Origin of the sequence: Pseudomonas serbica (assembly GCF_028823535.1) — a bacterium.
Taxonomy (GTDB): domain Bacteria; phylum Pseudomonadota; class Gammaproteobacteria; order Pseudomonadales; family Pseudomonadaceae; genus Aquipseudomonas; species Aquipseudomonas serbica.
The window spans coordinates 445,735-459,180 of sequence record NZ_JAQIYM010000002.1 but is presented as its reverse complement, the minus strand read 5'-3'; the positions used below and the strand labels follow the sequence as shown (position 1 = coordinate 459,180).

General features: G+C 59.6%; 13 protein-coding genes. 10 read left to right on the top strand and 3 right to left on the bottom strand.

The window, feature by feature from the left end:
- Positions 1 to 3: 3 nt before the first annotated feature.
- A complete protein-coding gene (gene infA, locus NQL71_RS04765) occupies positions 4 to 222 on the top strand; it encodes a translation initiation factor IF-1 (RefSeq protein WP_002553999.1) in 219 nt (72 codons plus the stop codon).
- Positions 223 to 459: 237 nt separating this feature from the next.
- On the opposite strand, the gene clpA is transcribed toward infA, so the two are convergent.
- Complete coding sequence (gene clpA / locus NQL71_RS04760; RefSeq protein WP_046817173.1) at positions 460 to 2,730, bottom strand: ATP-dependent Clp protease ATP-binding subunit ClpA; 2,271 nt, start codon at positions 2,728 to 2,730, stop codon at positions 460 to 462.
- A 30-nt stretch (positions 2,731 to 2,760) separates the two neighbouring features.
- Positions 2,761 to 3,144: an ATP-dependent Clp protease adapter ClpS gene (gene clpS, locus NQL71_RS04755; RefSeq protein ID WP_020799529.1), complete on the bottom strand. Its 384-nt coding sequence runs from the start codon at positions 3,142 to 3,144 to the stop codon at positions 2,761 to 2,763.
- A gap of 224 nt (positions 3,145 to 3,368) precedes the next feature.
- Between clpS and cspD the strand changes: the two genes are divergently transcribed.
- Positions 3,369 to 3,635, top strand: a complete 267-nt coding sequence (cspD, locus tag NQL71_RS04750; RefSeq protein ID WP_077185919.1) for a cold shock domain-containing protein CspD — start codon at positions 3,369 to 3,371, stop codon at positions 3,633 to 3,635.
- A gap of 82 nt (positions 3,636 to 3,717) precedes the next feature.
- Here cspD and icd read toward each other — a convergent pair whose 3' ends face one another.
- Complete coding sequence (gene icd, locus NQL71_RS04745; protein WP_007972065.1) at positions 3,718 to 4,974, bottom strand: NADP-dependent isocitrate dehydrogenase; 1,257 nt, start codon at positions 4,972 to 4,974, stop codon at positions 3,718 to 3,720.
- On the opposite strand from icd, the gene NQL71_RS04740 reads away from it, so the two are divergent.
- From NQL71_RS04740 to NQL71_RS04705, 8 genes are all read left to right on the top strand, one after another.
- Positions 4,973 to 5,200, top strand: a complete 228-nt coding sequence (locus tag NQL71_RS04740) for a hypothetical protein (protein ID WP_077185920.1) — start codon at positions 4,973 to 4,975, stop codon at positions 5,198 to 5,200. The genes icd and NQL71_RS04740 overlap by 2 nt on opposite strands.
- 269 nt (positions 5,201 to 5,469) lie before the next feature.
- The gene (locus NQL71_RS04735; protein WP_046817171.1) at positions 5,470 to 7,695 is read left to right on the top strand and encodes an NADP-dependent isocitrate dehydrogenase; all 2,226 of its coding nucleotides are present in this window, start codon (positions 5,470 to 5,472) and stop codon (positions 7,693 to 7,695) included.
- A 214-nt stretch (positions 7,696 to 7,909) separates the two neighbouring features.
- A complete protein-coding gene (locus tag NQL71_RS04730) occupies positions 7,910 to 8,356 on the top strand; it encodes an NUDIX hydrolase (RefSeq protein ID WP_274642333.1) in 447 nt (148 codons plus the stop codon).
- Between the two features lie 59 nt (positions 8,357 to 8,415).
- The gene (mnmA, locus tag NQL71_RS04725) at positions 8,416 to 9,549 is read left to right on the top strand and encodes a tRNA 2-thiouridine(34) synthase MnmA (protein ID WP_046817169.1); all 1,134 of its coding nucleotides are present in this window, start codon (positions 8,416 to 8,418) and stop codon (positions 9,547 to 9,549) included.
- Positions 9,546 to 10,169 (top strand): high frequency lysogenization protein HflD, encoded by a 624-nt coding sequence (gene hflD, locus NQL71_RS04720; RefSeq protein WP_046817168.1) that lies wholly within the window; start codon positions 9,546 to 9,548, stop codon positions 10,167 to 10,169. Before mnmA ends, hflD begins: the two co-directional genes overlap by 4 nt.
- A gap of 124 nt (positions 10,170 to 10,293) precedes the next feature.
- The gene (gene purB, locus NQL71_RS04715; RefSeq protein WP_007940861.1) at positions 10,294 to 11,664 is read left to right on the top strand and encodes an adenylosuccinate lyase; all 1,371 of its coding nucleotides are present in this window, start codon (positions 10,294 to 10,296) and stop codon (positions 11,662 to 11,664) included.
- A gap of 86 nt (positions 11,665 to 11,750) precedes the next feature.
- A complete protein-coding gene (locus NQL71_RS04710) occupies positions 11,751 to 12,920 on the top strand; it encodes a ribosomal protein uL16 3-hydroxylase (protein WP_046817167.1) in 1,170 nt (389 codons plus the stop codon).
- Entirely contained in the window at positions 12,913 to 13,338 is a 426-nt protein-coding gene (locus tag NQL71_RS04705; RefSeq protein ID WP_032831798.1) for a GNAT family N-acetyltransferase, read from the top strand. The genes NQL71_RS04710 and NQL71_RS04705 overlap by 8 nt, the downstream gene beginning before the upstream one ends.
- Positions 13,339 to 13,446 lie beyond the last annotated feature (108 nt).

Here is a 13,446-nt window from a genome sequence, read left to right as displayed (position 1 = left end):
TGCATGTCGAAAGAAGACAGCTTCGAAATGGAAGGCACTGTCGTCGACACCCTGCCCAACACCATGTTTCGTGTGGAGTTGGAAAATGGGCACGTCGTAACCGCGCATATTTCCGGCAAGATGCGCAAGAACTACATTCGTATTCTTACCGGTGACAAGGTGCGCGTCGAGCTGACGCCCTATGACTTGAGCAAAGGGCGCATCACTTACCGCGCTCGTTAATCAGGTCAATACAAGACGCCCGGCTTATGCCGGGCGTTTTTGTTTGCCTTCGACTTGAATCTGGCTGCAGCCCCATGTGGGAGCGAGCCTGCTCGCGAATGCGATATGCCAGTCAACATGAATGGAGACTGACACGCCCTCTTCGCGAGCAGGCTCGCTCCCACAGGGGCCGGCGCATTTCTTCAAGACAGCAAAAAGGCGCCGATCGGCGCCTTTTTGCTTTATTGCGATTTAACGTCAGGCCATTTCAGCCGTAGTCTCGAACTCAAAGGTCAGTTCGCCGTCCTTGATGTCGATGTGAACCACACCGCCATGTTCGGCCAGTTCGCCAAAGAGGATCTCCTCCGCCAGTGGGCGCTTGATCTTGTCCTGGATCAGGCGCGCCATCGGACGAGCTCCCATTGCCGAGTCGTAACCGCCAGCCGCCAACCAGCTGCGAGCCGCATCGGTGACTTCCAGCAACACGCGCTTGTCTTCCAGCTGCGCCTGAAGTTCGGTAAGGAACTTGTCCACCACGCTCTTGATAACCTCATGGCTGAGGCGACCAAACTGGATAATGGTGTCCAGACGGTTGCGGAACTCTGGCGTAAAGCTCTTCTTGATCACTTCCATCGCATCGGACGAGTGGTCCTGATGGGTGAAACCGATCGAAGCACGGGCTGCGGTTTCGGCACCGGCGTTGGTCGTCATGATAACGATCACGTTACGGAAGTCGGCCTTGCGCCCGTTGTTATCGGTCAGCGTTCCGTGATCCATCACCTGCAGCAGCAGGTTGAAGACTTCCGGATGCGCCTTCTCGATTTCATCGAGCAACAGCACGCAGTGTGGCTGCTTGGTGATGGCCTCGGTCAGCAGACCGCCCTGATCGAACCCGACATAGCCTGGAGGTGCACCGATCAGACGCGATACGGTGTGACGCTCCATGTACTCGGACATGTCGAAGCGAATCAGCTCGACACCCAGCGCCTTGGCCAGCTGACGTGCCGCTTCGGTTTTACCGACGCCGGTAGGCCCCGCAAACAGGAACGAACCGACTGGCTTGTCAGGCGACTTGAGGCCGGCACGGGACAGCTTGATCGCGGTCGCCAACGAATCGATCGCAGCATCCTGGCCAAACACCGTCAGCTTCAGGTCACGCTCAAGGTTACGCAGCAGCTCTTTATCGGAACTGGTGACGTGTTTTGGCGGAATCCGCGCGATTTTCGCGACGATGTCCTCGACTTGTGGCACCTCGATGCGCTTGACGCGCATTTCGATGGGTTGCAGGCGCTGATAGGCACCCGCCTCGTCGATCACGTCGATCGCCTTGTCCGGCATGTGCCGGTCATTGATGTAGCGTGAAGCCAGTTCGGCAGCGGCGCGCAGGGCCTCATCACTGTATTCGATATTGTGATGGGACTCGAAACGCCCTTTCAGGCCGCGCAGGATACCGATGGTGTCTTCCACCGAAGGCTCCGATACATCGACTTTCTGGAAGCGACGCGCCAGGGCACGATCCTTCTCGAAAATCCCGCGAAATTCCTGGAAGGTGGTCGAGCCGATGCAGCGGATATCACCGGACGACAACAATGGCTTGAGCAGGTTCGAGGCATCCATGACCCCACCGGACGCTGCACCCGCACCGATGATGGTGTGGATTTCGTCGATGAAGAGGATCGCCTGCGGACGTTTTTTCAACTCATTGAGCAACGCCTTGAAGCGCTTCTCGAAATCGCCGCGGTACTTGGTCCCGGCCAGCAAGGCACCCAGGTCGAGGGAATACACGACGCTGTTGGCCAGCAGGTCCGGCACCTGGTTGTCGACAATGCGCTTGGCCAGGCCTTCGGCGATCGCGGTTTTACCCACGCCCGCCTCGCCCACCAGCAGCGGATTGTTCTTGCGACGACGGGCCAGGATCTGGGCGACGCGCTCGACTTCCAGCTCACGGCCTACCAATGGATCGATTCGACCCTGGCGCGCGAGTTCATTAAGGTTGCTGGCATAAGCATCCAGTGGATTGCCTGAAGATGAAGACTCACCGCCCTCGTCGTCCTGCATATCTTGCTCGCCCTCAGAGTGATCGCCGTGCCCTGGCACCTTGGAAATGCCGTGGGCGATGTAGTTGACGACATCGATACGGGCAACGCTCTGCTGTTTCAGCAGGAACACTGCCTGACTCTCTTGCTCACTGAAGATCGCGACCAGCACGTTGGCGCCAGTCACTTCGCGTTTGCCCGAGCTCTGTACGTGAAACACAGCACGTTGCAGGACACGCTGGAAGCCCAGGGTTGGCTGGGTCTCACGATCCTCGTCATGCACGGGGATCAATGGCGTGGTGGAGTCGATGAACTCCTGCAGGTCATGCTTGAGTTTGTCGAGGTTCGCGCCGCACGCACGCAAAACGGTGGCGGCAGCCTCATTGTCCAATAGGGCCAGCAGCAGGTGTTCGACGGTCATGAATTCATGACGCTTCGAACGAGCCTCCTTGAAGGCAAGATTGAGGGTGACTTCGAGCTCACGGTTTAACATAGCTTCACCTCATACCCAAGTGGTCGGCGATTAACCGTCCTTCTCGATTTCACAGAGTAGCGGATGCTGGCTTTCCCTGGCGTACTGGTTGACCTGCATGGCCTTTGTCTCGGCGATGTCGCGGGTAAACACTCCACATACTGCCCGCCCTTCTGTATGGACGGCCAGCATGACCTTGGTCGCCAGCTCGCGATTCAGGTTAAAAAACACCTCGAGCACTTCGACGACGAAATCCATCGGTGTGTAGTCATCATTGAACAAAACCACCTTGTACATCGGCGGCGCCTGTAAAGCAGGCTTAGCCTCCTGAACAGCAATGCCTGCGGAATCGTCGTCGTGTTCCTCCGGGCGATCTTTCTGGAGAGTCGGGCGATCCTGATTGAATGTTAGTCGAATCTGGCTGATTGCATGCATGGAAAGAAAGGTTCGTCAGTTGTGCAAATACAGTGGTGGGGGCGGTCTTGGGTGATTTCAACTCCGACTGCCTGGTCACCTTGACTATCGGCAAAACGGTGTTACAACCAATAGAGCCCACAGTGGGTAAAAAAGGTCCGCGGAGTCAACTTTTTTTCTAAGAAGTGACTGCGGATGTACTGGATGATACTCCAGTGATGGAGTCTGTTGCAGAGGGAGTTGGTATGTCAGGTGTCAAGGTCAGTGGCAAGGTGAAATGGTTCAACAACGCCAAGGGGTACGGTTTCATCATCGAGGATGGCAAGACAGAAGATCTGTTTGCCCACTACTCGGCCATTCAGATGGAGGGTTATAAAACCCTGAAAGCCGGACAGGCCGTCGTCTTCGAGATCATCCAGGGGCCCAAGGGCCTGCACGCCGTCAACATCGGCGCTCCTGTCGATACCACGAAGGCCGCGAACCCTGCTACGCAACAAACCGTTACGGTTTAAACGCAGCATCGTCATCCAGTCATAAAAAAACCGCCCGGTTCAATCGCTTGAGCCGGGCGGTTTTCGCATGCATCGATGTTTCTTACATGTGCGAGATCAGCGCATCGCCGAAGCCGGACGAAGACACCAGCTTGGCGCCTTCCATCAAGCGCTCGAAGTCATAGGTCACGGTCTTGGCGGAAATCGCGCCATTGGTGCCCTTGATGATCAGGTCGGCCGCTTCGGTCCAGCCCATGTGGCGTAGCATCATTTCAGCCGACAGGATCAACGACCCCGGGTTGACCTGGTCCTTGCCGGCGTACTTGGGCGCGGTACCGTGGGTGGCTTCGAACATGGCCACGGTGTCGGACAGGTTGGCGCCTGGCGCAATACCGATACCACCCACTTCCGCCGCCAGGGCGTCGGAGAGGTAGTCGCCGTTCAGGTTCAGGGTTGCGATCACATCGTATTCCGCCGGGCGCAGCAGGATCTGCTGGAGCATGGCGTCAGCAATGGCGTCCTTGACGATGACATTCTTGCCGGTTTTCGGGTTCTTGAACTGCATCCACGGACCGCCGTCGAGCAGGGTCGCACCGAACTCTTCAGCCGCCACTTCGTAGGCCCATTCCTTGAAGGCACCTTCGGTGAACTTCATGATGTTGCCTTTGTGCACGATGGTCAGCGAATCGCGGTCGTTGTCGACAACATATTGCAGGGCCTTGCGCGCCAGGCGCTTGGTACCTTGCAAGGACACCGGCTTGACGCCGATACCGCAGTTTTCGTCGAAACGGATCTTGGTGACGCCCATTTCTTCTTTAAGGAACTTGATGACCTTGGTGGCTTCCGGGGTACCGGCCTTCCACTCGATACCGGCATAGATGTCTTCGGAGTTCTCGCGGAAGATCGTCATGTCGACGTCGCCTGGCTTCTTGACCGGGCTTGGCACGCCTTCGAACCAGCGCACCGGGCGCAGGCAGACATACAGGTCGAGTTGCTGGCGCAGGGCCACGTTGAGGGAACGAATACCGCCACCGACCGGCGTGGTCAGCGGGCCCTTGATGGAAACCACGTAGTCCTTGACCGCGTCCAGGGTTTCCTGGGGCAGCCAGGTGTCCTGATCGTAGACCTGGGTCGCTTTTTCCCCGGCGTACACTTCCATCCAGGAAATCTTGCGCTCGCCGCCGTAAGCCTTTTTCACAGCAGCATCGACAACCTTGATCATGACCGGGCTGATGTCGACACCAATGCCGTCGCCTTCGATGAAGGGAATGATCGGGTTATTAGGAACATTGAGAGAATGGTCTGCATTGACGGTGATTTTGTCGCCGACGGCTGGAACCTGAATCTTCTTGTAACCCATGCTGAACTCCATTGATTGGATTGAACATCTGGCTTGGTTCGAGCGTAACCCAGTTAAATCGGCGCGCAAACCCTATGTTCTATCGATAGGCCGCAAAGCTATACAACCTGCGCCCTACAAGCCTGAAATCAAAGGGAAAAGCGCCAAACTCAAGCATCGCGAATCACCTTACGCCCTGCTCGCTCCTGCGACCTTTAGACCAATGGACGACAAACGTTGTGTGTGAACCATCGGCAGATTGCCAGCTACCTATGTATAATGCCGCCGCTGACTAAAGGGTCACGTCAGGTTGAACAGCTCTACGACGAGTGTTTCAGCCCGATGAGACGGTCTGCTACCGCAGCCCGCCTACTTTGACGCCCTACTGATGCACCCAACATCACAGCAACGAAATCTCGATATTCGGCTCATGGATGACTTTGAACGAACGCGCTTACCCGGCGCCCCTCGAGTTTCTGCGCACGCTTTAGCAAAGAAGAGAGAGTTAATCCGAATATGCCCACCCGCTCGAAGATCATCTATACCTTCACCGACGAAGCTCCCGCCCTCGCCACCTATTCACTGTTGCCTATCGTAGAGGCGTTCACCGCCTCGGCTGATATCGCCGTTGAAACCCGCGATATTTCTCTTGCAGGGCGCATCCTGGCCAGCTTCCCCGAGCAATTGGGTGATAAAGCCGTAGCCGACCACCTCGCCGAACTGGGCGCCCTGGCCGTTACGCCTGAAGCCAACATCATCAAGCTGCCAAACATCAGCGCCTCGGTTCCGCAGCTGCAAGCCGCGATCAAGGAACTGCAAGCCCAGGGCTACGCCCTGCCGGACTACCCGGAAACCGTGAGCAGCGACGCCGACAAAGAAGCCAAGGCCCGTTACGACAAGGTCAAGGGCAGCGCCGTGAACCCGGTTCTGCGCGAAGGCAACTCTGACCGTCGCGCTCCGCTGTCGGTCAAGAACTATGCTCGCAAGCACCCGCACAAGATGGGCGCCTGGGCTGCGGACTCCAAGTCCCACGTTGCGCACATGAGCAACGGTGACTTCTACGGCAGTGAGAAGGCCGCCCTGATCGACGCCGCTGGCGCCGTGAAGATCGAGCTGATCGCTCAAGACGGCACCACCACCGTCCTGAAAGAAAAGACCACCGTCCAGGCTGGCGAGATCCTCGACTGCGCCGTCATGAGCAAAAACGCTCTGCGCGCTTTCATCGCCGCTGAAATCGAAAGCGCCAAGGCCCAGGGCGTGTTGCTGTCGGTTCACCTGAAAGCGACCATGATGAAGGTCTCCGACCCGATCATGTTCGGCCAGATCGTTGCCGAGTTCTACAAAGACGCACTGGCCAAGCACGCTGACGTGCTGGCACAGATCGGCTTCAACCTGAACAACGGCATCGGCGACCTGTACGCTCGCATCAAGGCCCTGCCGGCCGAGCAGCAAGCTCAGATCGAAGCCGATATCCAGGCGGTCTACGCCGCTCGTCCATCCCTGGCGATGGTCAACTCCGACAAAGGCATCACCAACCTGCACGTGCCGAGCGACGTCATCGTCGACGCATCGATGCCGGCCATGATCCGTGACTCCGGCAAGATGTGGGGCACCGACGGCCAGTTGCACGACACCAAGGCCGTGATCCCGGATCGCTGCTACGCCACCATCTACCAGGCGGTCATCGAAGACTGCAAGGCCAATGGCGCCTTCGACCCAACCACCATGGGCAGCGTGCCGAACGTTGGCCTGATGGCGAAAAAAGCCGAAGAGTACGGTTCCCACGACAAGACGTTCCAGATCAAGACCAACGGTGTTGTCCGCGTGACCGACACCAACGGCACCCTGCTGCTGGAACAGTCGGTTGAAGCCGGCGACATCTTCCGCATGTGCCAGACCAAGGACGCGCCGATCCAGGACTGGGTCAAGCTGGCCGTCAACCGTGCTCGCGCAAGCAGCACTCCGGCGATCTTCTGGCTGGACCCGATGCGCGCCCACGACGGCGTGGTGATCGAGAAAGTCCAGGCTTACCTGAAGGATCACGACACTGCCGGCCTGGACATCCAGATCATGGCCCCGGTCGACGCGATGAAGTTCACCCTGCAGCGCACCCGCGCCGGCAAGGACACCATCTCGGTAACCGGCAACGTCCTGCGCGACTACCTGACCGACCTGTTCCCGATCATGGAACTGGGCACCAGCGCCAAGATGCTGTCGATCGTGCCGCTGATGAACGGCGGTGGCCTGTTCGAAACCGGCGCTGGCGGCTCAGCGCCCAAGCACGTGCAGCAACTGCTGGAAGAGAACTTCCTGCGCTGGGATTCGCTGGGTGAATTCCTGGCCCTGGCCGCGTCCCTGGAACACCTGGGCGTGACCTACAACAACCCTAAGGCGCTGGTTCTGGCCAAGACCCTGGACCAGGCCACCGGCCAGTTCCTGGACAACAACAAGTCGCCATCGCGCAAAGTCGGCAACATCGACAACCGCGGCAGCCACTTCTACCTGGCGCTGTACTGGGCTCAAGCCCTGGCCGCCCAGACCGAAGACGCTGCACTGCAAGCGCAGTTCGCGACCCTGGCCAAGACCCTGACAGAGAACGAGGCAACTATCGTTGCCGAGCTCAACGCCGTTCAGGGCAAGCCAGTGGACATCGGCGGTTACTACCACGCCGACGCCGAGCTGATCAGCAAGGCCATGCGTCCGAGCGCAACTTTCAACGCAGCGGTTGCAGCGTTGGTTTAAGGTTGTAAGGAAGCACCACAAACCCCGGCCCTGTGCCGGGGTTTGTGTTTGTGGCCTTTGCTACAACTCTAATGTGAACACTGAACCCCTGTGGGAGCGAGCCTGCTCGCGAATGCGGTTTATCATTCAACATCAATGCTGGCTGACCCACCGCTTTCGCGAGCAGGCTCGCTCCCACATTGATCGCATTCCAAACTTGACATGAGGAAACTTCATGGAGTGGAAACCCCACATCACCGTCGCCACCATCGTCGAAGACAACGGCCGCTTCCTGATGGTCGAAGAACTCAAGCACGGTCGCGTGGTGCTCAACCAGCCCGCAGGGCATCTCGATCCGGACGAAACCCTGACCGAAGCCGCCGTGCGCGAAACCCTTGAGGAAACCGGCTGGGACGTCGAACCGACCGGCGTACTGGGCATTTACCTCTACACCGCCCCGAGCAACGGCGTAACCTACCAGCGGGTCTGCTTCATCGCAAAACCGCTGAAACACCACCCCGAGTATCAACTGGACGACGGCATCGTCGGCGCCAAGTGGTTGACCCGCGAGGAATTAATCGAGCAGCGCGGCAACTGGCGCAGCGAGCTGATCATGCGCTGCATCGATGACTATCTGGCAGGCATTCACTTTGGCCTTGCATTGATCCGTCCTTCTCTTTAGCCATGCAGGCTCCGGCCTGTTAGAATCGCGTCCTTTTTCAAGACACTCATTGAATCCCTATGCGTGATCCAGCCCCTTCTGACACACAAAAGAAGCGCGTCATTGTCGGCATGTCCGGCGGCGTGGACTCTTCCGTTTCCGCCCTCCTGCTGATCGAGCAGGGCTATGAGGTGGAAGGCCTGTTCATGAAGAACTGGGAAGAAGACGACGGAACCGAATACTGCACCGCCATGGATGACCTGGCGGATGCCCAGGCCGTGTGCGACAAGATTGGCATCAAGCTGCACACCGCCAACTTCGCCGCCGAGTACTGGGACAACGTGTTCGAGCACTTCCTGGCCGAATACAAGGCCGGCCGTACGCCGAACCCGGACATCCTGTGCAACCGCGAAATCAAGTTCAAGGCGTTCCTCGACTACGCCATGATGCTCGGCGCCGACCTGATTGCCACTGGCCATTACGTGCGTCGGCGCGACATCGACGGCCGCACCGAACTGCTCAAGGGCCTGGACCCGAACAAGGACCAGAGCTACTTCCTGCACGCCGTCGGCGGCGAGCAGATCGCCAAGACCCTGTTCCCGGTCGGCGAGCTGGAAAAACCGCAGGTTCGCGCGATTGCCGAGAAATACGAGTTGGCCACCGCGAAGAAAAAGGATTCCACCGGTATCTGCTTTATCGGTGAGCGCCGCTTCAGCGACTTCCTCAAGCAATACCTGCCAGCACAGCCGGGCGAGATCAAGACCACCGAAGGCGAAGTCATCGGCCGTCACCATGGCCTGATGTACCACACCATCGGCCAACGCCAGGGCCTGGGCATCGGCGGCCTGAAAGACGCCAGCGACGAACCGTGGTACGTACTGATCAAGGACCTTGCGCACAACGAACTGATCGTTGGCCAAGGTAACGACCACCCGTGGCTGTTCTCCCGCGCCCTGCTCGCCTCGGACATCTATTGGGTCAACCCGATCGACCTGAGCCAGCCCCGCAAGCTGACCGCCAAGGTGCGTTATCGCCAGAGCGACCAACCCTGCACCCTGGAGAAAACCGCCACCGGTTACCGCGCGACCTTCGATGACCCGCAACGCGCAGTCACCCCGGGCCAGTCCGTGGTGTTCTACGACGGCGAAATCTGCCTCGGCGGCGGCGTGATCGAAGTGGCAGAACCCTGGACTAGCAAGGGCCAGGCTCAATGACCCCCACCCAGGAACAACTGACGGCCCTCGGCGGGGTATTTCTCGCCGCGGTGCTGGTCGACAAGATCGCCAAGACCGGCCAGACCAACGAGGCCGGCCTGACCTGCATGCTCGGCAGCCTGCTGATCCGCGACCCCAAGGACACCCTGGAAGTCTATGGCGGCGACGACATCAACCTGCGCGAAGGCTATCGCGCATTGATCGGCGCCCTCGAGCGCGACCCGAGTGCCCTGCAGCGCGAGCCGCTGCGTTATGCCCTGGCCATGCTCGGTCTTGAACGTCAGCTGGCCAAGCGCAGCGACATGCTGGACGTGATCGGCAAACGCCTGCCGCAGATCCAGTCCCAGGTCGAACACTTCGGCCCGGCCCACGAAAACGTGATCGCCGCCTGCGGCGCGCTGTATCAGGACACCCTGAGCACGTTGCGCCAACGCATCCAGGTACATGGCGACATGCGCAACCTGCAGCAGCCGAGCAACGCCTCGAAAATTCGTGCCCTGCTGCTGGCCGGCATCCGTTCGGCACGCCTGTGGCGGCAATTGGGCGGTCATCGCTGGCAGTTGGTGATCAGCCGGCGCAAATTGCTCAAAGAGCTTTACCCATTGATGCGTAACGAATAACCCGCATCGGCGACACAGAACTCAGCAATACGCGTAATACGCCGGTCAGTTGGCGACGGACCGGCGGATTTTTTCATGTATGATACGCGCCCCATTTCGTTGCCCGACTGTCCGAGAACACCCCATGCAGCTCTCTTCGCTCACTGCGGTTTCCCCTGTTGACGGCCGCTACGCCGGCAAAACCCAGGCCCTGCGCCCAATTTTCAGCGAGTACGGCCTGATCCGTGCCCGTGTCCTGGTTGAAGTGCGCTGGCTCCAGCGCCTGGCCGCTCACCCTGCCATCAGCGAAGTGCCGGCGTTCTCCGCCGAAGCCAACGCTGTACTCAACACCCTGGCGGAAAACTTCTCTCTGGAGCACGCCGAGCGCGTCAAAGAGATCGAGCGCACCACCAACCACGACGTAAAAGCCATCGAGTACCTGCTCAAGGAGCAGGCAGCCAAGCTGCCGGAACTGGCCAAGGTCAGCGAATTCATCCACTTCGCCTGCACCAGCGAGGACATCAACAACCTGTCCCACGCCCTGATGCTGCGCGAAGGCCGTGATGACGTGATGCTGCCGCTGATGCGCCAGACTGCCAACGCCATCCGCGAACTGGCCATCCGTTTCGCCGACGTGCCGATGCTGTCGCGCACCCACGGCCAGCCGGCCTCGCCGACCACCCTGGGCAAAGAACTGGCGAACGTGGTTTACCGCCTGGAGCGCCAGATCGCTCAAGTCGCCGCCGTACCGCTGCTGGGCAAGATCAACGGCGCTGTTGGCAACTACAACGCTCACCTGTCGGCCTACCCTGAGATCGACTGGGAAGCCAACGCCCGCGCCTTCATCGAAGACGAGCTGGGCCTGGGCTTCAACCCGTACACCACGCAGATCGAACCGCACGACTACATCGCCGAGCTGTTCGACGCGATCGCGCGCTTCAACACCATCCTGATCGACTTCGACCGCGATATCTGGGGCTACATCTCCCTGGGTTATTTCAAGCAGCGCACCATCGCTGGCGAAATCGGTTCGTCGACCATGCCGCACAAGGTCAACCCGATCGACTTCGAAAACTCCGAAGGCAACCTGGGCATCGCCAACGCACTGTTCCAGCACCTGGCAAGCAAGCTGCCGATCTCCCGCTGGCAGCGCGACCTGACCGACTCCACCGTACTGCGCAACCTCGGTGTCGGCTTCGCCCACAGCGTGATCGCGTACGAAGCCAGCCTCAAGGGCATCAGCAAGCTGGAGCTCAACGAGCAGAAGATCGCCGCCGACCTGGACGCCTGCTGGGAAGTGCTGGCCGAGCCGATCCAGACCGTGATGCGTCGCTACAACATCGAAAACCCGTACGAAAAGCTGAAAGAATTGACCCGCGGCAAGGGCATCAGCCCCGAAGCGCTGCAGACTTTCATCGATGGCCTGGACATGCCTGCCGCTGCCAAGGCCGAGCTGAAACTGCTCACCCCGGCCAACTACATCGGCAATGCTGTAGCGCAAGCCAAGCGCATCTGATCGACCGTTAGAACCGTTTAAGACGCCCGGCCGCGCCGGGCGTTTTTATTCCCGTATGAAAAGTGCTTTTTTTCAATAGGTTACACATGAATCCTGACATTCCTCTTCAACTTCTGGGCGGCATCACGGCACGCGAATTCCTGCGCGACTACTGGCAGAAAAAACCGTTGCTGATCCGTCAGGCGATTCCCGATTTCGAAAGCCCGATCGACGCCGACGAACTGGCCGGCCTGGCGCTGGAAGAAGAAGTCGAATCGCGTCTGGTGATCGAGAACGGCGAGCGTCCATGGGAATTGCGTCGCGGCCCGTTCGCCGAGGACGAATTCAGCAAATTGCCGGAGCGTGAGTGGACCCTGCTGGTTCAGGCCGTGGACCAGTTCGTGCCGGAAGTCAGCGAACTGCTGGAAAACTTCCGCTTTCTGCCGAGCTGGCGTATCGACGACGTGATGATCAGCTTCGCCGCCCCCGGTGGCAGCGTCGGTCCGCACTTCGACAACTACGACGTGTTCCTGCTGCAGGGCCATGGCAAGCGCAACTGGAAAATCGGCCAGATGTGCGACTCCGAAAGCCCGCTGCTGCAACACGCGGACCTGCGGATTCTCGCTGAATTCGAAGCCACCGATGAGTGGGTCCTGGAACCGGGCGACATGCTTTACCTGCCGCCGCGCCTGGCCCATTGCGGCGTGGCCGTCGACGACTGCCTGACCTACTCGGTCGGCTTCCGCGCACCGAGCGCCGCCGAAGTGCTGACCCACTTCACCGACTTCCTCAGCCAGTTCCTGCCGGACGAAGAGCGCTACACCGACGCCGATGCCCTGCCGGTGGCAGATCCGCATCAGATCCAGCATGACGCCCTCGATCGCCTCAAAGGCCTGCTGGCCGAGCACATGAGCGATGAGCGCCTGCTGCTGACCTGGTTCGGCCAGTTCATGACCGAGCCACGCTACCCGGAACTGGTGGTCGGTCCGGAAGACCTCGAAGAAGACGACGTCCTCGGCGCGCTGGAGCAAGGCGCGGTACTGATCCGTAATCCGAGCGCACGCCTGGCCTGGTCGGAAGTCGATGACGACCTGCTGCTGTTCGCCAGCGGCCAGAGCCGCTATCTGCCGGGCAAACTGCGTGAGTTGCTGAAGATGATCTGCGCTGCCGACGCGCTGCACGTCGACAACCTGGGTGACTGGCTGGCAGACGAAGATGGCCGCGGCCTGCTGTGCGAACTGGTCAAGCAAGGAAGCCTGGGGTTCGCCGATGAATAAGATTCACGTACGTGTCGCAGACTGGCAAAAGGACAACGCCGAGATCCGCCGCATTCGTGAAGCGGTTTTCGTCGCCGAGCAGTCCGTTCCGCCGGAACTGGAATGGGATGCCGACGATGTGACGGCCGTGCACTTCCTCGCCCTCGAAGGCGACTTTCCGGTTGGCACTGCCCGCCTGCTGCCCGACGGTCACGTCGGCCGGGTATCGGTTCTCAAGGACTGGCGCGGCTTGAAAGTCGGTGACGCACTGATGCACGCGGTAATCGGCGAAGCCGAAGAGCGCGGATTGAAGCAGCAGATGCTCAGCGCCCAGGTGCAAGCCACGGCGTTCTATGAGCGGCTGGGCTTTCACATGGTCAGCGAGGAGTTCCTGGAAGCAGGGATTCCGCATGTGGACATGGTCCGCCACTCGGCCTGACACCGAGGCGCGGCCTTCGCGAGCAAGCCCGCTCCCACAATTGGAATGCATTCCCCTGTGGGAGCGGGCTTGCTCGCGAAGAGGCCAGTAGCCGCACCACAAAACGCC

Excerpts from the sequence above, each read along its gene's own strand:
- NQL71_RS04705 (WP_032831798.1), top strand. The coding sequence starts at position 12,913 with ATGAATAAGATTCACGTACGTGTCGCAGACTGGCAAAAGGACAACGCC.
- hflD (WP_046817168.1), top strand. The coding sequence starts at position 9,546 with ATGACCCCCACCCAGGAACAACTGACGGCCCTCGGCGGGGTATTTCTC.
- icd (WP_007972065.1), bottom strand. The coding sequence starts at position 4,974 with ATGGGTTACAAGAAGATTCAGGTTCCAGCCGTCGGCGACAAAATCACC.
- infA (WP_002553999.1), top strand. The coding sequence starts at position 4 with ATGTCGAAAGAAGACAGCTTCGAAATGGAAGGCACTGTCGTCGACACC.
- mnmA (WP_046817169.1), top strand. The coding sequence starts at position 8,416 with ATGCGTGATCCAGCCCCTTCTGACACACAAAAGAAGCGCGTCATTGTC.
- NQL71_RS04730 (WP_274642333.1), top strand. The coding sequence starts at position 7,910 with ATGGAGTGGAAACCCCACATCACCGTCGCCACCATCGTCGAAGACAAC.
- purB (WP_007940861.1), top strand. The coding sequence starts at position 10,294 with ATGCAGCTCTCTTCGCTCACTGCGGTTTCCCCTGTTGACGGCCGCTAC.
- NQL71_RS04735 (WP_046817171.1), top strand. The coding sequence starts at position 5,470 with ATGCCCACCCGCTCGAAGATCATCTATACCTTCACCGACGAAGCTCCC.
- cspD (WP_077185919.1), top strand. The coding sequence starts at position 3,369 with ATGTCAGGTGTCAAGGTCAGTGGCAAGGTGAAATGGTTCAACAACGCC.
- clpA (WP_046817173.1), bottom strand. The coding sequence starts at position 2,730 with ATGTTAAACCGTGAGCTCGAAGTCACCCTCAATCTTGCCTTCAAGGAG.
- NQL71_RS04710 (WP_046817167.1), top strand. The coding sequence starts at position 11,751 with ATGAATCCTGACATTCCTCTTCAACTTCTGGGCGGCATCACGGCACGC.
- clpS (WP_020799529.1), bottom strand. The coding sequence starts at position 3,144 with ATGCATGCAATCAGCCAGATTCGACTAACATTCAATCAGGATCGCCCG.
- NQL71_RS04740 (WP_077185920.1), top strand. The coding sequence starts at position 4,973 with ATGCTGAACTCCATTGATTGGATTGAACATCTGGCTTGGTTCGAGCGT.